The sequence below is a fragment of the Fibrobacter sp. UWEL genome (assembly GCF_900142535.1).
Lineage (GTDB): Bacteria > Fibrobacterota > Fibrobacteria > Fibrobacterales > Fibrobacteraceae > Fibrobacter.
The window spans coordinates 180941-201313 of the sequence record NZ_FRBE01000003.1 but is presented as its reverse complement, the minus strand read 5'-3'; the positions used below and the strand labels follow the sequence as shown (position 1 = coordinate 201313).

At 49.7% G+C, this 20373-nt stretch carries 14 protein-coding genes; 7 read left to right on the top strand and 7 right to left on the bottom strand.

Annotated features, from left to right (window positions below; genetic code table 11):
• Positions 1 to 145: 145 nt before the first annotated feature.
• Both BUB59_RS03560 and BUB59_RS03555 read right to left on the bottom strand, forming a co-directional pair.
• Positions 146 to 958, bottom strand: coding sequence for a hypothetical protein (locus tag BUB59_RS03560; RefSeq protein WP_143160210.1), 813 nt, complete (start codon positions 956 to 958; stop codon positions 146 to 148).
• Between the two features lie 10 nt (positions 959 to 968).
• Positions 969 to 1649, bottom strand: a complete 681-nt coding sequence (locus BUB59_RS03555) for a hypothetical protein (protein ID WP_143160209.1) — start codon at positions 1647 to 1649, stop codon at positions 969 to 971.
• A gap of 75 nt (positions 1650 to 1724) precedes the next feature.
• Here BUB59_RS03555 and BUB59_RS03550 point away from each other — a divergent pair, with 75 nt between their 5' ends.
• The 3 genes from BUB59_RS03550 (at position 1725) to gmk (ending at position 5851) form a co-directional block, all read left to right on the top strand.
• Positions 1725 to 4292, top strand: coding sequence for an NPCBM/NEW2 domain-containing protein (locus BUB59_RS03550; protein ID WP_073225680.1), 2568 nt, complete (start codon positions 1725 to 1727; stop codon positions 4290 to 4292).
• Positions 4293 to 4305: 13 nt separating this feature from the next.
• A complete protein-coding gene (locus BUB59_RS03545; RefSeq protein WP_073225678.1) occupies positions 4306 to 5217 on the top strand; it encodes a glycosyltransferase family 2 protein in 912 nt (303 codons plus the stop codon).
• 76 nt (positions 5218 to 5293) lie between these two features.
• Positions 5294 to 5851 carry a guanylate kinase gene (gene gmk, locus BUB59_RS03540; RefSeq protein ID WP_073225676.1) on the top strand — a complete coding sequence of 186 codons (558 nt, stop codon included), beginning with the start codon at positions 5294 to 5296 and terminating at the stop codon, positions 5849 to 5851.
• A 339-nt stretch (positions 5852 to 6190) separates the two neighbouring features.
• Here gmk and priA read toward each other — a convergent pair whose 3' ends face one another.
• Entirely contained in the window at positions 6191 to 8299 is a 2109-nt protein-coding gene (gene priA, locus BUB59_RS03535; RefSeq protein ID WP_073225674.1) for a replication restart helicase PriA, read from the bottom strand.
• A gap of 134 nt (positions 8300 to 8433) precedes the next feature.
• On the opposite strand from priA, the gene BUB59_RS03530 reads away from it, so the two are divergent.
• Positions 8434 to 11328, top strand: a complete 2895-nt coding sequence (locus tag BUB59_RS03530) for a DUF349 domain-containing protein (protein WP_073225672.1) — start codon at positions 8434 to 8436, stop codon at positions 11326 to 11328.
• Positions 11329 to 11472: 144 nt separating this feature from the next.
• Positions 11473 to 12435: an L-threonylcarbamoyladenylate synthase gene (locus BUB59_RS03525; protein WP_073225670.1), complete on the top strand. Its 963-nt coding sequence runs from the start codon at positions 11473 to 11475 to the stop codon at positions 12433 to 12435.
• A 5-nt stretch (positions 12436 to 12440) separates the two neighbouring features.
• Here BUB59_RS03525 and BUB59_RS03520 read toward each other — a convergent pair whose 3' ends face one another.
• Positions 12441 to 14231 carry an ATP-binding protein gene (locus BUB59_RS03520; protein WP_159433320.1) on the bottom strand — a complete coding sequence of 597 codons (1791 nt, stop codon included), beginning with the start codon at positions 14229 to 14231 and terminating at the stop codon, positions 12441 to 12443.
• Positions 14232 to 14467: 236 nt separating this feature from the next.
• Between BUB59_RS03520 and BUB59_RS03515 the strand changes: the two genes are divergently transcribed.
• Both BUB59_RS03515 and BUB59_RS03510 read left to right on the top strand, forming a co-directional pair.
• Positions 14468 to 16312, top strand: coding sequence for a DNA topoisomerase IV subunit B (locus tag BUB59_RS03515; RefSeq protein WP_073225666.1), 1845 nt, complete (start codon positions 14468 to 14470; stop codon positions 16310 to 16312).
• Positions 16313 to 16405: 93 nt separating this feature from the next.
• Complete coding sequence (locus tag BUB59_RS03510; RefSeq protein ID WP_073225664.1) at positions 16406 to 17968, top strand: DUF4153 domain-containing protein; 1563 nt, start codon at positions 16406 to 16408, stop codon at positions 17966 to 17968.
• A gap of 164 nt (positions 17969 to 18132) precedes the next feature.
• Here BUB59_RS03510 and BUB59_RS03505 read toward each other — a convergent pair whose 3' ends face one another.
• Genes BUB59_RS03505 through BUB59_RS03495 form a run of 3 tightly spaced genes read right to left on the bottom strand, consistent with a single transcriptional unit; the run spans position 18133 to position 20278 of the window.
• Positions 18133 to 19470 carry a hemolysin family protein gene (locus BUB59_RS03505; protein ID WP_073225662.1) on the bottom strand — a complete coding sequence of 446 codons (1338 nt, stop codon included), beginning with the start codon at positions 19468 to 19470 and terminating at the stop codon, positions 18133 to 18135.
• On the bottom strand, positions 19470 to 19994 hold the full coding sequence (ybeY, locus tag BUB59_RS03500; protein WP_083540151.1) for an rRNA maturation RNase YbeY: 525 nt from the start codon (positions 19992 to 19994) through the stop codon (positions 19470 to 19472). The genes BUB59_RS03505 and ybeY overlap by 1 nt, the downstream gene beginning before the upstream one ends.
• Entirely contained in the window at positions 19994 to 20278 is a 285-nt protein-coding gene (locus tag BUB59_RS03495; RefSeq protein WP_073225660.1) for a hypothetical protein, read from the bottom strand. Before BUB59_RS03495 ends, ybeY begins: the two co-directional genes overlap by 1 nt.
• Positions 20279 to 20373 lie beyond the last annotated feature (95 nt).

The window sequence follows — 20373 nt, the reverse complement described above, 5'->3', positions numbered from 1 at the left end:
CCGCCTAAAAATGTGTGCCAAATGTAGTTTTTTTATACTAGGCGCTCAAGTCGAAAAGGGGAAAAACGCACTTTCCAATGAAAAACAGGTGCTTTTACTGAACATCAGTGCAGTTTCCATGTTTTCAGCAGACCTATTCAACGGGCTAAAAAAGAAGGTAGGAAACCCCAAGGACGATTCCAACGGAATGAAAATTATAAACATGCGCGGCAAAATCCTTGTTAAACGACTCACTCATCTGCACGTTCCATCTCAAGTCCAGATTAAAATGATCCGCCAAAATAACACACATACCAAAAATAAGGTCGTAATCCACAGATGACCGAAGATTCTTTTTAATCAAATTTTCCGATCCTAAACTAGCCGTTAATGGAATGTTTACCTGAGCGCCTACATCAAACATTACATTCCACCGAGCGCCCTTGAAGGCTAGCAACATCGGAATGGCCAAGCGAGTCTGTTCCAGATCTCGACGTTCCTCCACAAGCTCATCCTTTTCTCTTCTTAAAAAGCTTTCTGAATTTTTCGAAAACGAGTACTCATACAACACTCCCAGCCGTAAGGCGACATCGTTATACACCCCAATGGGAATTTGAGCAACGATTCCTACCGAAAAAGAGATCCCATTAAATTTCCCTGTAGTATCGCTTCTTTCCCTATAATCCTGAATTTCGTAATCCGCACTCGCTAAGTCCATATACCCCAGCGTTATGCCAAGTCCTAAATTCCAATCCAGAGGCACCACCCTCATCTTGGCTTCCTCTACCGTGATTTCCGTGTGGGTAACACTATCCATCACATAATGTTGCGCATGATAAACGCTATCCTTGTAAGCTTTCGTCTCTTCCGGTCTAATGCGTATAATACGATAGCCCTCGAGAGTCCGTTCCGGCAAGGAATCTTCAGCGAAGGAGAAAACAGTAAGAAAAAGGAACAAGCAGCAACATAAATGTTTCATGTTCCCTCTCCTAATAACACTTGTTGTCGTTCAACAAAGCAACCAATTCAGACTCGGATAAATACTCATCGCACCGATACGCTTCATCTTCTACGGGCTTGTCCATATTAGGCGCTCCGTCCACAAGCAGTCCAATGGACGCCCCAATTCCAGCTCCGATAGCTGCACCAAGCGCAATCATCTGCCCCCAAACAGTGCCGTCCTGAGCCATGAAGGCGGCGATCCATCCACCAGCAAGCCCCGAAAAACCCAATACGATTCCTCCCGTCAACGCCCCCCAAACAATACCATGCAACGGATGGTTCCTACTTAAATAGGAGTTATTCTTAAAACCTTTCTTGCATATTGTGATGCTATCTTTCGGGATAATTGTAAATAGGCCTTTATTAAGAGAATCGTCATAGAACCAGCGATCTGTCGAATAACCCTGAGCGCTGGGTAAAACGATATAATCATTCTGGGGATCGTAACAGAACCGGTCTATCATAAATAAAGTTGTATCCGTTTCCGTCCGAGATTCATAAGCAAGCTCTCTAGACTGGGTCTTGGGAATAACGCCCTCGTACTTGACAACTTCCGCCTTACTTTTTTCCGGCTTATCCAGAGGATGATATATGCGGGACTCCGTAGGATTTGCACATCCCGTCAAAAGCAGAAAAAACAGAAACAGCAGAAACAATAAACGCTTCACATTAACCTTCAGGAAATACCATCCTTGAATATATACAAATCTTTTATCTATATTTCGGGCACTTAGGAGTTTTTGATGAAAGCGACTGTTTTACGTATTTTGAAGAACCTCGCCCACCCGGGAACCATCATAGGCATTATCGCATCTATGGCGATTCCCTTTCTGGTATATCTCGCCCCCAATATTGGCCACAAGGATATCATCCAGCAGCTGGATCTGTACCTTCCCTTCCCCTTGTTTGCGATCCAGTTCATTGCCTCCATCGTACTCTTCGTACTGTTGCAGAAGGATTTCAGGAACTGGATCAAGACCATCCTGCCGGAAAAGAAGTTCACCATCCTCATGGTTCTTTTCACACTAGCTGTAACCATTTTTGCGGCCACACAAATCGAAGCTCGTCACCGCGTACAGAGTGACGAAAGTGTTTTCATGTCTGTGGCCCAGAACATGTATTACAACCAGGAATCCGGAACCTGTAACCAGGGCTACTTCCAGGACGGCGGTCTCAATTGCGTTTCCAAGTCCAACAGTTTCAAGACCAAGGGACTTTCCTTCCTGTACACCTTAGGCATTCCCCTGCTGGGAACGGATCTTCACTGGATTTTCAATTTCGAACTTTTGCTGTTGCCTCTGGCAGTACTTCTCATGTTCCTTGCAGTGGTGGCCTGGACTAGGCAGCCCCTCCTGGCATTCTTCGCAGCACTCCTTACTGCGCTACAGCCCACCGTACTATTCCAGTTCCGTTCCATGTCCGTGGAACCGCTTTACATTTTCCTTTCCGCACTTTCCGTACTGACTTTCCGCTGGGCATTTGACCGCAACACCCTTAAGCATTGGGTCCTTTTCGCCCTGATTCTCGCCTTCTTCGCCCAGACTCGCCAGGAAACCGTATTCTGCTTCGCACCCTTCATTCTGGTGGCATTGCCCAAACTTCTGAATGAGAAGAGTTTCAAAGCCCCCGCATTCTTTGTGACCCTATCCCTCTTCTCCGTGCCGGTGCTTTTAACCATCAGCTACTTCCAGGGTTTTGGATTCCAGGGCGGTGAATTTGAGGCTCACGGCCACTTCCTGGAAGACGTTTCCAAGAACTGGGAAGTAATGACAAAGCCCCTGAATGACAAGGGCGAACTGGTGAATCCCTTCCTCACCTACTTTAACTACCTGTTTGCCATCGGCGGAATCTCCCTGATCCTCAAGGCTCTCTTCGATGCCTTTACCCGCAAAGACAAGTACCGTTTCTTCTTCCTGGAATTCCTAATTTTCCTGGTTCTTTACCACCTGCAGACCTATGTAATTCTAGAAAACGTCTCCGGTGACTTTACCATCGAAATCAACCAGCGCTATAGCCTGGTCATGCTCCCCACCATGGCAATCCTGGGAGCCATCCCTGTAGCCTACCTGATTTTGTTCTCCACCAAGCTGATCAGCAACCCCAAGACGTTTACCACCGTGGCTTGCGTTCTCGGCCTCCTGGTAGGTGCCGGCTTTACCGCCTGGACATTCCACTACAAGGAAGACTTCAACAAGAACGTCATGTACAACCGTAACCACCTGACCACGGAAGAATCCGAAATTCTCCGCTGGCTTTCAACCATGCCCCAAAAGGACAGGCTCTTCATTTACGGAAGGCCTTGGCACTTCATTGGTTACGGAATTTCCTCCATCCACTACGATAGAGCCCGCCAGATGTCTAGTGACGAGTTGAAAAATCTCGTAGACAAGTATCAAGGCGAAGTCTACTACATTCGTGGTCTAGACTGCTGGGACAGCCAGACTTACCACAAGAAGGCCGTGGAACACCGCATTCCCACCACCTGCGACGTCTTTGAACGCGAAATGGACATGGAAGGGGTAACCAACATGTTGATTACCAACAACTACTGGGTTCAAATCGCAAAGTTCAACGGCCGCAGAAACTATAATCCGGTAAATATTATTGCCGTTGAAGAACCTACCTTTGTCGTTCCCACGGACACACTAGCAGGAAAGCCGGGGTTACGAATTGCCTTCAGCCTGAACGAAAGAGGGAACGCCATCAATGACTGGTCCTACGCCGTTTACGTCAACGGAGAAAAGACAGGCGACGGTCCCTACATTCGAGGCAGCATCCAGCTGAACTATTCTGAAAGCAAATTGAACGCAGGCTATAGCACCATCCGTTATGTAGTATACGACAACTTGAAGCGCAAATCCATTGCCGACATCCAGAAGTATTACTTCCACAACGTCAACGGCGCTACCCCGCTGGTGAATCTTTCCTACGAAAGTCACCAACAGGGCTGGGGCAATTTCCACAAGAACGAAAGTATTGATGGAAACACCATGAAGATTGCCGGTAAGCAATACGCCTACGGATTGGGCATTCACGCCCCCTCCACCACCATCTATAACATCGATGGCAAGTACAAGACATTCCAGGCATCCTTCGGTCTGGATGAAGAATCCCTTTGTGGTGACGGCGCAAGAATCCAGATTGCAGGAGACAGCAAGGTCCTGTATGAAAGCGAAACCTTCACTGCAGAAACCTTGGGATCACTGAACGTAAATATCGAAGGCGTCAAAAAGCTAATGATTACCACACTCCAGCTGGAATCCAACAACTGCGACCATGTGGACATTGTTAATCCCGTTCTTATTCCGTAACAGAGACTGACCTATGTTATTATCCGTAATTATTCCCGTATTCAATGAAGAAGAAATCGTAGAGAAGACCTACAACGTTCTAGAAGAAGTCCTGAAGGATGTGGAACACGAACTGATTTTCGTCAACGACGGATCCAAGGACCGCACCCGCGAAATCGTAGAAAGCAAGTTGCCCAGCAATCCCAACAACAAGATTGTGAACTTCAGCCGCAACTTCGGCCATCAGGCAGCCTTTAGCGCAGGCCTGGATCACGCCATCGGTGATGCTGTAGTCATCATTGACGGCGACCTGCAGGACCCTCCCGAACTGATTCACGAAATGCTGGAAAAATGGCGCGAAGGTTACCAGGTGGTTTATGCCCAGCGCAACAAGCGTGCCGGCGAAACCATTTTCAAGAAGTTTACCGCATTTGCCTTCTATCGCATTATCGGCAAGCTGACCAGCATCGACATTCCCCCTGACACCGGTGACTATCGCTTGATGGACCGCTGCGTTGTAGATCAGCTGAAGAACCTGCCGGAACGTAGTCGTTTCCTTCGCGGTCTGGTTTGCTGGGTAGGCTTCAAGAAGATTGGCGTCAAGTACGACCGTGCAGAACGTACCGCAGGCACCTCCAAGTATCCGCTGAAGAAGATGATCCGACTCGCCCTAGATGGCATTACCGGATTTAGTTCTTCTCCCCTGAAGATCAGCTTCTATATGGGTATTTTCGCAACCATCGTTGGCTTTGGCGTTTTCGTCTGGTCCATCGTGGAAAAGATCGTCAACCCCGCTACCACCGTACCGGGCTGGGCATCCCTCATGACCGCCATCGTATTCTTCTCCGGCGTGCAGCTCATGACCATCGGTATTTTGGGCGAATACATCGGACGTATCTACGACGAAGTCAAGCAGCGCCCGCTTTATATTGAAGACAAGAAGTAACTAGTCTTGAATTACGAATTATGAATTATGAATTATGAATTACTAGTTACGAGTTTTGAATTTTGAGGTTTGAATTATGAAGAATAAATTGTTTGTGATGAGTTCCGCCAGTGGCGCTGGTAAGTCCACCTTGCAGAAGATGGTCCTGCCAGATTTTCCCGACATCAAGTATTCCATTTCCGCTACCACCCGCAAGCCTCGCGAAGGCGAAGTGGATGGCGTTCATTATTTCTTCAAGACCCGCGAGGAATTTGAAGAACTGATCAAGAACGACGGTCTCATTGAATACAATGAAGTCCACGGCAACTATTACGGCACTCCCAAGAGCTTTGTGGAAAAGACATTGGCAGAAGGCAACCGCGTGTTGTTCGACCTGGACGTTTTCGGCAAGGTGAACTTTGACAAGGTTTACCCGGAAGCTACCGGCATCTTGATTCTGCCGCCCAGTGACGAAGAACTGGAACGTCGCCTCCGCGGTCGCGGCACCGATTCCGAAGAAGTAATCCAGCTCCGCCTCCATAATGCCAAGAAGGAAGTGGAATTCGCCCAGACTCAAGGCAAGTACGAGTACACCATCGTCAACGACGACGTGGAAAAAGCCGCAGAAGAACTGAGAGCTATTCTCAAGAAATAATCCTCATTCGTCATTCTGATAAGTCGTTGCTCCCGGCCGAGTGGCCGTTTTGCAAAATCGTAGTGCAAGCCATTGCAAAAACAATTATTTGCACTACGATTTTCGCCGAATCAAAGACAAACTAATTTCCAGGCTAGTGCATTAGTTGTATTTTTTATTTTTTTGCACTAGTCCACTAGTGCAAAAAAGGGACTTTCCCCTTTCTCAACACTACGCCATCCAGGGTATTATCCTTCGCAAGGACAAAACCCTAGTGCAAAATCCTCTTTTTTGGGGCATTTGCACTACAAAATTCCGAAATCGTCCAAATTTCACCTGCCCGCGACGCCTTGCTTTGGGCTAATCTATCTCGACTTTAATATCAACGCCCGGGGCCCATGGCTTCGGGCTGTTTACGATGGGAGAAAGAATGCGGCGAACAAGGGCGAGATCTTTAGTCTTGACGTAGAGTTTTGCCCAATGGATGTTCTGGACCATAGAGATAAAAGCATCCACAGGTCCAAGGACCAGCAGGGATTTTTCTGCACGTAATATTTGTTCCAGTTGATTCACCGCAGTTGTCAGGGCTCCTTCGTCCCGGCTGCCGCAGCTGATTTCCACCAGCTTACAGAACGGCGGGTAGAACGCATCCTGACGGTCCTGCACTTCCTTGGCCGCAAATCCATCAAAATCGTGATGGACCGCAAATTGCATGACCGGTTCCGTAGGCTTTAAAGTCTGGATGAAAACCTGACCAGGCACATCTCCCGCACGGCCAGCGCGGCCCGCAGTCTGGCTCAACAGCTGATACATCTTCTCGCTGGAGCGGAAATCCGGAATGCCCAGGCCGGAGTCGGCGCCTACGACGCCAACCAGCCGCACCCCCGGGAAGTCGTGGCCCTTAGCCACCATCTGGGTACCAATCAAAATATTGTATTCCCGATTGCGGAAGGAGTCCAGAATCTTTTCGCTGGCGCCTACATTCTGGGTGGTGTCACGATCCATACGGACGACCTTAGCGCCGGGCACCCACTCCTGAATTTCGTCTTCCAGCATTTCGATGGCTCCGCCCACGAACTCATAAGTTTCCGCCCCACAGCTATGGCAGGGAGAGTTCACCGGGTAAAGTCTCCCGCAGTAATGGCACATCAGGGAACTGTACTGTTTGTGATAAACCAGAGGGACATGGCAGTCCTTGCAGTAAAGCGTTTCCCCGCATTCAGAACAAACTCGTATTTTCGAGTAACCGCGACGGTTCATCAGGACAATGGCCTGTCCCTCCCCCGCCACACAATCCGTCAAGGCTTCTCGCAACTGCGGAGACAGCATGATACCTTTCTGCTGGCGCATCTTGCACATGTCCAGAATACTGACCTGGGGCATAGGCGCCTGAGTGGCTCGTTCCTTCAAGCGGAGCACCTTCAGGTGGCCGGCAGACACGTTATGATACGTTTCGAGACTTGGGGTAGCGCTGCCCAAGACCACAAGAGCCCCGTGCTTATACGCCAGATGGAAAGCCAAGTCACGAGTGTGATAGCGAGGCGCAGGATCCTGCTGTTTGAAGGAAGAGTCATGTTCCTCGTCAATAATCACCAGGTCAAAATCAAAGGGAGCGAGAATAGCACTGCGGGTTCCCAGCACCACTCGGGCAGACCCATCCATAATGGAAACATATCCAGCCCGCTTCTTGGGAGTGGACAAAGCCGAATGCAACACCACCACGGGGACCTGCAGGAAACTTTCAAAGCGGGACGCCGTCTGAGGGGTAAGACCAATTTCCGGAACGAGAATCAACACCTTCTTCCCGCGGGAAAGCGCCTCGTAGGCAAGTTCCTGATAGACGCGAGTCTTGCCGGAACCAGTGACGCCGTGAAGCAAGGTCCCTCTAAAACCAGAGCCGTCCAAATCGGCGACCAGAGAGTCCAGTGCGTTCTTTTGTTCTAAAGTGAGGGGCGGCAAGTCCGATGGTTTCGGCGGCAGCCCACAACCCGCGACGTCCAGCGACACACCAGCGGCAACCTGCGGCAAACCCGCGACATTCTGCGGTCCCTCGGCGTTGCTCGGGGACCTTGCGGCATATGCCTCCAAAAACTTCTCGAAGTCCGCGGGCCAGAAGACAAAGAGCGCCTTCATGGGAGTGCTTATATAATAACTAGCCGTCCATTCCAGATTCTCCATATACCTTTCGGAGAATGAAAAGCCGGATTGGTGAGGAACGGCCAGTCGCACATCAAAGGAGGGGCGATTACCGTGGACCTTGGATACCACAGCAAGGGCAGGCTTCTTTCGGGTGGCAAACTGCACCCACACCAAATTTCCTCGGCAAAGGGTTACCCCCTGGGGTACACCATAAGTGTAAACCGCAGGCGCCATGGGGACATAGACTTCGCAAAACTGCGTAAGAGACGCAGACTTTACCTTGGTCTTAATTTCCTCCGGCGGAATGATTTTGGGAATACGCTTTGCCATGAGGGCAAAGATAGTTAAACCCGCCCCCCAAAATCCCCTAAAAACCGATTTTTGTCGGTTGACAAAATATTTTTTAATTAGATTATGTTATATAGACCTGATATCATGGTCTACCTACCCATTGGAGATTTTTTATGAGCCTTTTTGATTTTGTGAAGCCGAATTGGAAAAAGTCTGACCCCGCTGTACGCGCTACCGCCGTAGAAAAGGAAGTCAACGATCAGAGCATTATTGAGTCTCTGGCCAATTCCGATCCTGATGTAAAAGTTCGTACCGCAGCAGTAAAGAAAGTAGCAAGCCTCAAGGTGCTGAAAGCTATTTCCGTAAACGATAGCGACGAAAGCGTCAAGACCCTGGCTAAGAACCGCTACCAGGACGAAGCATTCAAGAAGCTTAAGAATATTAAAGAAGCATCTAGCGAAGACCTTGCCCTGCTGAACGACTTGAAGGAAACCCATTTTGCAGACGACCTGCTGAAGAGCAACACCACCTGCGAAGCTGTTCGCAAGGAACTGGTCAACTCCTGCAAGAAGGCAAGCGTTCTAGCCGGTGTGGCAACTCGTGATGCAAGCGAAGAAATTGCAACCATCGCCGCCAAGAAGGTGGACTCCGACGCATTGATGGCAGACATCGCCAAGAATTCCAAGCACACTTCCGTACGCAAGCTTGTCTCTGACAAGATTCGCGCCAAGAAGGAAGCTGAAGACGGTGGCAAGAAGGCTGCAGCCCTCCTTGCAGGTAAGCAGGACGCACTTCTCGGTCAGGCACACCACCTGGCAGCCCAGAAGGATCCCCTGTCCGTCAAGGCACAGTTCGACGGACTCATGGCAGAAGCACGCGCTCTAGGCATGGGCGACAAGCAGGCCGCCCTGGACGAAGTCTACGCAAGTTTCAATAAGTTCTGTGACGAAGCCAACGCCGAAAAGATTGCCGCCGAAAAGGCAGCAGCAGAAAAGGCAGCAAAGATTGCAGCCCTTTCTTCTTCCCTGGAAGAACTTGAACAGATTATTTCCGACAACAAGGTCAAGGATTCTGCACAACGTGTAGACGAAATCGTCGCACTGTGGAATGACGGCAAGAACCTGATGGAAGCAAGCCTCATCAAGCGTTACAACAACGCCTTCTTCAAGATTCAGGAAATCCAGAAGCCTGTGGTGGTGGAAGTTCCCGAAGGTGAAGCGGCAGATGAATCCGCCCGTCCGGAACTGCTGGAACGTCTCCAGGCACTGGCCGATACTGACGTAAATGAAAACACCGGCAAGTACCTCCACGCCATCGTTCGTGAATGGGAAAAGCTTCCCCTCCTGGAAGGCGAAGATCCTGTTCTCCAGAATTACAACTCCATTAGGAACAAACTATCGGAAAAGATTTCCGCCTTTACCGAAGGCGCCCAGAAGCTGGTGGAAGAAAATTCCGCAAAGCTCCGCGCTCTTATCGAAAAGGTCAAGTCCTTCGACGAAAACGAAGACTTCCGCGAACTGAACAAGAAGGTTCGTGACTGCTACAACCAGTGGAAGGAAATCGTCGGCGAACAGAAGTTCAAGTATCATGACCTGTGGCAGGAATACAAGGCCGCCACCAGCCGTTTCCAGGAAATGCAGCAGTGGGAAAACTGGCGCAACGAACAGTCCCGCGACGAACTGCTCACCGAAATGGATGCCATGACTCAGGAAGAACCTAGCCAGGATCTTCTGAACAAGCTCCGTGATATTGCTAACCGCTGGAAGGAAATCGGTCCTATCTCTGCAGCCAAGCTCCAGGAATACCGCGACCACTTCCAGAGCAACTACGAAAAGATTAAGGAAAAGTGCGCTCCCTTCATTGAAGAAATGAACAACGAACGCCTGAAGAACCTGGCTGACAAGGAAGCCATCTGCGCCAAGATCGAAGAACTGGTTGCCAACGCAGAAATCTTCTGGAAGGACAAGTTCAAGACCATGCAGGAACTCCAGGAAAGCTGGAAGAACATCGGTATGGTCCCCAAGGAAAATGTGGCCGCCCTGACAGAACGTTTCAAGGCAGCAGCAAATGCATTCTACGCCCAGCATAAGGAAAACCTGAAGGCTGAAGACGTTTCCCGCGAAGCCAACTACGAAAAGAAGGTGGCCCTCTGCATGGAAGCAGAAGCAATTCAGGAATCCAGCGACTGGAATGCCACTTCCAACAAGTTGAAGCAGCTCCAGGATGCCTGGAAGGCAACCGGTCCCGTACCCAAGAGCAAGTCCGACGAAATCTGGACTCGTTTCCGTACCGCCTGCGACGCCTTCTTCGAAAAGAAGCGCGCCCACTTCGAAGAGATGGACGCCTCCAAGCAGAAGAATCTGGACGCCAAGGGCGAAGTCTGCGGAAAGGTGGAAGCTATGGACGCTGCAGGCCAGGGCACCCTGGAAGACCTGAAGGCTCTGGAAGCAGAATTCAAGTCCCTGGGCATGGTTCCCAAGGAAGCAATCGAATCTATTAGCGAACGTTTCAGCACCGCCTACAACAAGGTGCTGGCACGCCTGGCAAGTGCAGACGAAGCTCTCACTGCAGCTCTGGCCGAAGTCAAGACCAAGAAGCTGGAAATGATCGAAAAGGTCAAGGAATTTGCAGAAAGCGCTGGTTCCAACCAGCTGGCTGACGCAGTTCGCGAAATCCAGAAGGAATGGCGCGAAATCGGTTCCTGCGGTGCAGAAGATTCTAGCCTCTACAAGGCCTTCCGTGAAGCTTGCGATGACTTCTTTACCCGTCGTCGCGATCAGCTTGACATTCAGGAACAGGCTCGCCAGAACAACCTTCAGAAGAAGCTGTTGCTCTGCGAACAGGCCGAAGAACTTCTCAATGACCTGAACGAATCCACTGTAGGCGCTTCCATGAACAAGGTGAAGCATCTCCGTCGCCTCTGGAAGGAAGTGGGTGCAGTACCTCGCGAACATTCCGAAAAGACCTGGCAGCGCTTTAACTCCGCCTGCGACAAGGTTTTCGCTTTCGGTCGCAAGGACGAACCCAAGGAAGCTGAATCTGCAGAAGCACCTGCCGCTGATGCATAACATCGTCCCATCCCATTCGTCATCCTGAGCAAAGCGAAGGATCCAGATACGTTCTCCCAAGAACGTATCTTTTTTTCGTCCTGGATTCTTCAGCATCTACGATGCTTCAGAATGACGTGAGGGGTTATTTCTATATTTTGCAATATGAAATTTCCTCCTTGGACATCAGTTGATGAAGCAGCCCGCCTTCTTGCAGACGGACAAGTGGTAGCGATTCCTACAGAAACAGTCTACGGTCTTGCAGGCAACGCATACGAGCCTAAGGCACTGGCACAGATTTTTGCCATCAAGGAACGCCCCACTTTCGACCCTCTGATTGTCCATATTTGCGATGTGGCCCAGCTTTCTGATATCGCCAAGGATATTCCCGAAGCAGCCTACAAGCTGGCGGAAGCCTACTGGCCTGGCCCCATGACGCTGATCCTCCCTAAGAAGGATTGCATTCCGGACCTGTGCACCAGCGGACTTCCCTCCGTGGCAGTGCGTTTCCCCGCACATCCTGTGGCCCAGGAAATTATCCGCAAGGCAGGCGTCCCTCTGGCAGCCCCCAGCGCAAACCTCTTTAAGCATGTGAGCCCCACTACCGCCAAGCACGTTGCCGACCAGCTGGCCGACCGCGGGTTAGCGGGCATTGTAGACGGCGGCTCCTGCGATGTAGGTGTGGAAAGTTCCATCATCTCCCTGACGGGCGAAATTCCAACGGTGCTTCGCCCCGGTGCAATTACCCCCGAAATGGTGGAGAAGGTTCTGGGTCAGGTAGCCATCAAGGAATCTACCTCCAAGCCGGGCCAGCCCATGGCCGCCCCCGGCCAGTGCGATACCCACTACCGCCCGCAAGTTCCTCTTTACTATGGCGTTGTTCCCGAAGGTTTCAAATTGCCGGAAAACACAGTCCGCATCGCCTTTGGAAATACGGAAGGTCCCATTCCCGCCACATTGAATCTTTCGGAATCTGGGGATATGCTGGAAGCTACCGCCAAGTTGTACGCTTTTATGCACGACCTGGACCTCCCCCAGTACCAGCTGATCTTAGTGGACCCCATTCCCAACGTAGGCGTCGGGATGGCCCTGAATGACCGCCTCAAGAGAGCGAGCATTAAACTCTAGCGGATTTATTTCTGCTGGGTCGCATCGATGGCCAAATACTTTTTCAGCATGGCCGTCAAGTCATGTTCGCGAACAGGCTTCGTCAAGTAATCGCTGAAGCCGTCCTTTAAGTACTGTTCCCTTGCCCCCGCAATGGCATTTGCCGTAAGCATAATGACCGGGGTATTCTTGTTCAAGTTCAAGGGATCATTGTTCATCAAATGGAGAGTATCGATACCGCTTAGTTCAGGCATCATGTGGTCCGTAAAAATCACGTCGTATCGATTTTCCTTTACCAGTTCAATAGCAAGCTTGCCGCTAAGAGCCGTATCAATCTTCACCTGAGATTTTTTCAGCAGGCCCTCAACAACCTTCAAGTTCATCTTAACGTCATCTACCACAAGAATGCGGGCATCTGGAGCGGTAAAGGCTTCGGAGTCATCTTCCAGTTGAGAAATGTACTTTCGGTAATTCTTGTTAAAGTTGCCCATGGGGTTTGCGTTTTTCACAACCTGGGGAATCGTCACAGAGAACGTGGAGCCCTCGCCGTAAACACTATCCACATCAACAGTACCGTTCATCATGCTGACCAGGTTCTTCACCAGGTTCAACCCAAGGCCAGTGCCCTCGATCGTACGGAACTTCTTTTCATCAAAGCGCTGGAACATGGTAAAAAGCTTAGGCAGATCTTCTTTACGAATGCCCGCCCCGGTGTCCGCAACGGCAATCTTTAGCAATATGGAATCGTTGCCTGCGGATTCATACTTCACAGAAAGTTTCACCGATCCTTTTTCGGTATACTTCACGGCGTTTGTCAGCAGGTTGATTATAATCTGGCGGACGCGAATTTCATCACCGAAAAGTTTAACAGGCAAAGTCTCATCCACATCCAAAGTCAAGATCAAGTCCTTGGCCTCCGCCTTTGGATGAATCATGTTGTAGCAATCATTGAGCACAGAAAACATTTCATAGTCCACCGGTAAAATTTCCATCTTACCCGATTCAATTTTTGAAATGTCAAGCACATCGTTGATTAAGGACAACAGAGTCTGGCTGGCGCTCTGAATATTCAAGGCATATTCCCGCAAATTTTTGTCTTCACATTCCTTGAGCATCATGGTATTCATACCGATAATACCATTGATGGGAGTGCGGATTTCATGGCTCATATTAGCGAGGAATTCCGACTTGGCACGGCTAGCCACTTCCAGCTGTGCCGCAGTGAGTTCCAGGGTATGACTCTTTTCATCCAGCTCGTGATTCTTCTTTTCGTAAACACGGTTCTGGTACCTAAAGATAACCCCCACAACCACAGAAACCGCTCCCAGACTCGTAATCACGTCGGTCACATTATCGGGGAACGGTATGGCATTCACCATTTCCGGATGGAGTACAGTCCCGTAATAAATGGCGGCGCTCATCGCCCCATAGCCCAGCAGGAACGTTATGAAGCCAGGAATGCCCTTCACGGTAAGCCAGCTAAAGATCAATCCCAGGGTGAACCATATAATGACACCTGTACCGATTCCTCTATGAAAGAAGAGTATGGGGAATAGAATAATATCGCAAGTACCGGTTCCAATAAAGCCGGCAATCTGGTAATGCTTTTTCAAGGAAAAGATAAGAGCGATAGCAACAGCGATCAGCAACGGTACAATCACCAGACCATCATTGATACTGACCGTCGTAGACAGAACAATTGCAAAAATGCTGCCACCAACAAGTACCGCCCAAAGAATCAAGTTCAGCAGACGAACCTGAAGACCCAACTGCTCGTCAAAATACAGTCGCAGTAAAGTCCTAAAAAAATTACCCAAACGTTGCATCAATCTATTTCTCGCTTCTTATTGCAAAAATAATTTAGCAAAGCGAAATAAATCAAAGGAAAAAGCATTTTTTGTTTTAGGTTTTATCGCGCAGAACTTACACATTCGTGCACCAATCTTTTGTTATATTTTATTTCAACGGCCCCGTGACACAAAAGTGACATGAAAAAATTGTACTTTTGTGGGCGAAATTTTGATTTTACTGCAACAAAAGAGTTCTGATTATTATGGCAGCAAGCAATTATACAGACGACAGCATTAGAACACTGGAATGGAACGAACATATCCGCGAACGTCCGGGTATGTACATCGGTAAGCTTGGCGATGGCCAGAGCCCCGACGATGGTATTTACGTTCTCGTCAAGGAAATTATCGACAACTCCATCGACGAATTCGTCATGGGGGCCGGTAAGAAGGTAATTATCGATATTGAAGACCATTTTGCCCGCATCCGCGACTTTGGCCGCGGCATTCCTCTGGGCAAGGTCATCGACTGCGTCAGCAAGATCAACACCGGCGGTAAGTACGATTCCGAAGCTTTCCAGAAGTCTGTAGGTATGAACGGCGTGGGTACCAAGGCAGTGAACGCACTGTCCACCAAGTTCATTGTCAAGAGTTTCCGCGACGGTCGCTGTAAGGAAGCAGAATTCAGCAAGGGCGTGCTGGTTCGCGAAGAAAAGGAATGCGCTACCACCGAAAAGAACGGTACCGAAATCTACTTCGAGCCGGATGCAAACATTTTCAAGAACTTCAGGTTCCTTCCTGCCTATATGGAAGAAAAGGTATGGAACTACGCCTACCTGAACAACGGTCTTTCCCTCATCATGAACGGCAAGACCTATGTGAGCCCCAACGGCCTTCTGGATTTGCTCCAGAAGCATGTGGACGATTCCATCCGCTACCCGGTGGCTCACTTCAAGCAGAACGATATTGAAATCGCATTTACTCACGGAAACCAGTATGGCGAACACTACTACAGTTTCGTCAACGGTCAGTACACCACACAGGGTGGTACTCACCAGCAGGCTTTCCGCGAAGGTATCGTCAAGGGCGCCCGCGACTTCTTCAAGAAGGACCTGGACCCCTCCGACGTCCGTAACTGCATTATCGGCGCCGTTTCCGTCCGTATTCAGGAACCGGTGTTCGAATCTCAGACCAAGACTAAGCTAGGTAGCACCACCGTTGCTCCGGGCGGCGCCCAGCTCCGCACCTGGATCGTGGATTACGTTTCCCGCGAAATGGACAATTACCTCCATAAGAATCCGGAAACGGCAAAGGCCCTTCAGGATCGTATTACCCAGAATGAACGTGAACGCAAGGAAATTGCGGGCATCAAGAAACTGGCTAACGAACGCGCCAAGAAGGCAAACCTCCACAACCGCAAACTTCGTGACTGCAAGATCCATCTCACCGACGTGAAGAATGCCCTGAACAAGGAATCCATGATCTTCATTACGGAAGGAGACTCTGCATCCGGTTCCATCACCAAGGCTCGTAACGTTCAGACCCAGGCTGTGTTCAGCCTTCGCGGTAAGCCGTTGAACAGTTTCGGTCTCACCAAGAAGGTTGTTTACGAAAACGAAGAATTCAACCTGCTGCAGAGCGCTCTGGACATCGAAAACGGTCTGGAAGACCTGCGCTACGACAAGGTGATTATCGCAACCGATGCTGATGTGGACGGCATGCATATCCGTCTCCTGCTCATGACCTTCTTCCTGCAGTTCTTCCCGGAACTGGTGGAACAGAAGCACCTGTTCATCCTGCAGACTCCGCTGTTCCGCGTCCGCAACAAGCAGGTCACCAAGTACTGCTACGACGAAGCTGAACGTGATAAGGCAGCCAAGGAAATCGGCAAGACCGGTCTGGAAATCACCCGATTCAAAGGTCTTGGCGAAATCAGCCCGGAAGAATTCGGACAGTTCATTGGCGAAGACATGCGCCTGGAAACCGTCATTCTCCCGCCGGATGCAAACTTCGGCAAGATGCTGGCTTACTACATGGGAGCCAACACCCCCCAGCGTCAGGACCACATCGTGGCAAACCTCCGCGCCGAAGCCGTAGAAGAGCTGTAATTCCACATAGTCATGCCGACTTAGGTCGGCATCCGCCATGGCAACCGGCAATTTTATATATTCCCTTAAGAACAAATTCTTAAGGGATTTTTTATGACCTTTGAAAAGATCAAGCAATACCCAGCACAGATTTCCTCTGCCTTTAAGAGATTTCCCGTAACCATCGGGTTCTTGACGTTTATAACGCTTCTGACCATTGGAACTGTTCAAATGGCAGAGCATCATCCCGATTTCATGGATGAATACTACCGCGTGATCTTCTGGATGTTCACTTTTTTAGGATTGGCCACCAGCATAAGCGTCATGCTGGAATTTGCCCAGGAACGCTACAAGCGAATCCATCCCCTATTTCAGCTTGCGATCTACGGGGGCCTGGCCCTCATTGCCTACCTGTCCATCTACGTCTTTATCGACGGTCCACTGTACCTTTCCGCAATAGGCCCCGCCTGCGTTCTATCCATTCTGCTAGTTCCTTCCCTGAAGGAAAAGAACGACATCTTCCTCTGGAATTTTTTAGGCAGAACCATCAAGGCCCTCTTTACCGCCATTATCATTGCAGGACTATTCCTTGGCGGGCTCGCTCTACTGATTGTTAGCTGCGAAGCCCTTTTCAACCTGGATTTGGAAAGGATCCTCTACCAGTACGTGATGCAAATCTGCTGGGGCTTTGTGGCTCCTATCATTGCCCTGGCAGGCATGCCCAACTTGAAGGAATTGGAAGAGGAGAAGCCCCTAAATAAGTTCATCTCCGGCGCCATCCATTTTCTTTTCATTCCAGTACTGACCATCTTCCTGATTATCCTGTACATCTTTGGTTGCAAGACCTTGATGCAGCAATACACACCCCACTATATGGTAACCCTCTTTGTTTCCATTGCTGCGGGAGTATCCATTATCATAAGCCTGTTACTCTACCCCGCTGGTCAAAAAAGCGAGAAATCCTTTGACAAGTATTTTCTGAAGGTCCTACCCGTCGCAGTGACGCCCCTACTGTTCCTCATGGTGGCCGATGTTCTCAGCATTATCGATTCCACCCATTTAGATGGGATCGACATTTACTTACTGATATTGAACCTATGGTTCTTCGGTGAAATGGCCATCCTTTTCATCCCCAAAATCAAGAAGAAAGTATGGTGGACATTAGCAAGCCTTTGCCTCACCTACCTAGTGACCACCTGCAGTCCTTATAACGTGAAATGGCTTACCTATCATTTAAAAGCATCAACCATCCTTGCAGAAAAAGCGTTGGAAGAAGCCCAAACCGAAGCCGAAGGGAATTGCGACTCCTGTCAAGAATGTACACCCACCCACAAAAGTTATTCCTACTACAGCAATAAGGACAACTGGGTCTCGCTCCCTGAGAATCGTTCCCGAATGCTGCGTTTGGGTTATCACAATGTTGACGACTCCCTGATGACCGTCAGCAATGACACCCTAGCATTTACCCTATCCGTAAATGACAGCCTGAAGGAAAACTTCTCCATCGCTCTGTCCCAAATAAGCGTCCCCGACAGCGTCGACTCCGACACACTCCCCCCGCTAGAACTGAACAATCAAAACGCCACCCTGCTGTTAAACCAGATGCGTGTCGCCATCTACCCCGACACCACCGGCGAAAACAACCTAAACTTCTCCGGCTATATCTTCTTGAAATAGCAGCAAGACAACGTGTAAAAAAGAAAACCACCCTACGGATTAGCGCAAGGTGGTGTACAGGCAACGACTGAGTCCGGCGAAGCCGGGTGACTGAGCGAAGCGAAGGAGCGGAGGGAGAGACCAATGTCCAGCCCGGAGCCGACTCCTGCGATAGACGTACTTATTTACACGACCTTGAAGGCCTGTGTGCGGGGAGCGCCCTTAGGCTTTGCCTTGCCCGGCTGAATCATCAGAACCTTTTCCATACGGGTTCCGTCCATCTTGAGGACTCTAAAGGTATACCCCTTGATGGTGACTTCAGCACCCGGTGACGGAATAATTCCCAAGGTAGCCTGAATCAAGCCGGAGAGGGTTTCCACATGGGAATTTTCCGGAGCTTCCAGTTCCACACCCAGTTCGTATTCCAAGTCCGACAGAGTCATCAGCGGATCCAGAATGTAGCGGCCATCCTTCAGCTTCTGGACATCTTCGTCTTCATCCACGTCGTCTTCGTCGCGAATTTCACCAACGATTTCTTCCAGAATATCTTCCAGAGTCACAAGACCTGCGGTTCCACCATATTCGTCCACCACGATTGCCAACTGATTGCCCGTCTTGCGGAGTTCCGTCAGCATATCATCAATCTTCTTGTGGTACGGCACAAATACTGGCGGCATGACCAGCTTCATAATATCAAAGGCTTCATTTTCATGACGCTCGGTATACCACTGGAGGAAATCACGGTTCGAAAGAATACCCACAATGTTATCCACCGTTTCCTTATAGACCGGCAAACGGGAATGACGTTCACTGTTCAGCACCTTCACCAGGTCATCCAGGGGAGTTTCCACGTCAATGGCACACATGTCCACGCGGGGAGTCATGATTTCACGAACAGGCGTTTCCACAAAGTCGAAGATGTTCAGAATCATCTGACGTTCTTCTTTTTCCAGACCTTCGCCATCTTCGCCGTTATCGTCAGACAGGTCCGCCTGCACGGCGTCGCGACGTTCTTCCGGAAGGAAACTCAGCTTGGAATCGTAACCCATGCCCTTCAGGGATTTCACAAACAGGGCGTGGCAAATCTTTGCGGGAATAATAAAGGGCAGGCGGATATAGCGATACAGCGGAATCAGGACCACCGCCAAGGTATCCGGCTTCAGGTTGCCCAGCAGGTTTGCAAAGAACACGGTGAACGTGTAGATAATCATGCAAGCCACAATGATATAGGCAACAAAAGCCAGGATCCAGTATTGCTGAACCCAGTCCCAGGGAATCATTTCAAACAGGTAGAAACCAAGAACGCCGCTACCCACATTGCAGAAGATGCGACCAATGGAAATGGTTTCATTAAAGCCACCCAATTCTACCAGGGCAGCCACTTTTTCTTCACGACCTTCACGGTCCTTGGCGTCACGCTTTGCATAAATAGCGCTGAAGGAAGCCTTCACCAGGGAGAAGGAGAAAGAAACAATTAAAAAGAGTGCGAGAAAAGCTATCGCCCAACTATCAGCGTTTTCCATTAGTCTTTCTCCTTATAGGGATCGAGACCCAGGAATTCGCATTCGCGGGCGCGCATGACCTTGCGGTCTGCAGCCTTAATATGGTCGTAGCCAGACAGATGGAGCAGGCCATGAACAATGACGCGCTTCATTTCGGCATAGAACGTATTGCCGTATTCGGGAGCCTGGCGCTTCACCTGTTCCTTGGCGATGTAGATTTCGCCCAGCATTTCAGGTTCACCGGGGAACTCGGCATGCCATTCAAAGGAAAGCACGTCGGTCACCTTGTCCAGACCGCGGTAGTTCTTGTTCATTTCACGAACAAATTCATCAGAGCAGAGAACGATGTTCACGTCCTTCTCCTTGCCTTCTTCGGCAAGGAGCTTGCGAGCCATGGTTTCGAACTTGTCCTTGTACGGAAAAACATCGATATCCCCCTCCAGGAGGAAATCGATATTATATTCGGGGGCCGCCTTCTTGACAGCCTTCTTTACTGGCTTTGCAGCCTTCTGAGTCTTAGTTGTCTTTTTACTAGCAGGGTCCATTAGATGTTGTACCACTTCTTGAGAACTTCGATGATTGCTTCGGCCTGAGCCTTTCCAGTAATCTTGAACTTGCCCTGAGCCTTGAAGTTGCCATTCATCTTGCGGTAACGGCGGAGGGAAACCTTCGGTTCACCGAAATCACCGGTCTTGGGATCCTTCTCCTGGTAATGGAACATGACGGTGGGCCATGCACCCTTGGAAAGGATTTCCTTACCCAGTTCCTTGATGACTTCTTCGCCGGAGTCTTCGTCGCTAAAGGCAACGGTCAATTCTTCAACTTCCATATTTATCCTTTGGGTTATAAAACGAACTTCTTTCAATTTGCTTTGAAAAAAGTAGCGTTTTTCTTACCTTCCGAGATTATACATACCTCGGACTT

What these genes read in the sequence shown, in the direction of transcription:
- BUB59_RS03560 (WP_143160210.1), bottom strand. Translation starts at nt 958, where the DNA reads ATGAAACATTTATGTTGCTGCTTGTTCCTTTTTCTTACTGTTTTCTCC.
- BUB59_RS03550 (WP_073225680.1), top strand. Translation starts at nt 1,725, where the DNA reads ATGAAAGCGACTGTTTTACGTATTTTGAAGAACCTCGCCCACCCGGGA.
- BUB59_RS03545 (WP_073225678.1), top strand. Translation starts at nt 4,306, where the DNA reads ATGTTATTATCCGTAATTATTCCCGTATTCAATGAAGAAGAAATCGTA.
- gmk (WP_073225676.1), top strand. Translation starts at nt 5,294, where the DNA reads ATGAAGAATAAATTGTTTGTGATGAGTTCCGCCAGTGGCGCTGGTAAG.
- priA (WP_073225674.1), bottom strand. Translation starts at nt 8,299, where the DNA reads ATGGCAAAGCGTATTCCCAAAATCATTCCGCCGGAGGAAATTAAGACC.
- BUB59_RS03530 (WP_073225672.1), top strand. Translation starts at nt 8,434, where the DNA reads ATGAGCCTTTTTGATTTTGTGAAGCCGAATTGGAAAAAGTCTGACCCC.
- BUB59_RS03525 (WP_073225670.1), top strand. Translation starts at nt 11,473, where the DNA reads ATGAAATTTCCTCCTTGGACATCAGTTGATGAAGCAGCCCGCCTTCTT.
- BUB59_RS03515 (WP_073225666.1), top strand. Translation starts at nt 14,468, where the DNA reads ATGGCAGCAAGCAATTATACAGACGACAGCATTAGAACACTGGAATGG.
- BUB59_RS03510 (WP_073225664.1), top strand. Translation starts at nt 16,406, where the DNA reads ATGACCTTTGAAAAGATCAAGCAATACCCAGCACAGATTTCCTCTGCC.
- BUB59_RS03505 (WP_073225662.1), bottom strand. Translation starts at nt 19,470, where the DNA reads ATGGAAAACGCTGATAGTTGGGCGATAGCTTTTCTCGCACTCTTTTTA.
- ybeY (WP_083540151.1), bottom strand. Translation starts at nt 19,994, where the DNA reads ATGGACCCTGCTAGTAAAAAGACAACTAAGACTCAGAAGGCTGCAAAG.
- BUB59_RS03495 (WP_073225660.1), bottom strand. Translation starts at nt 20,278, where the DNA reads ATGGAAGTTGAAGAATTGACCGTTGCCTTTAGCGACGAAGACTCCGGC.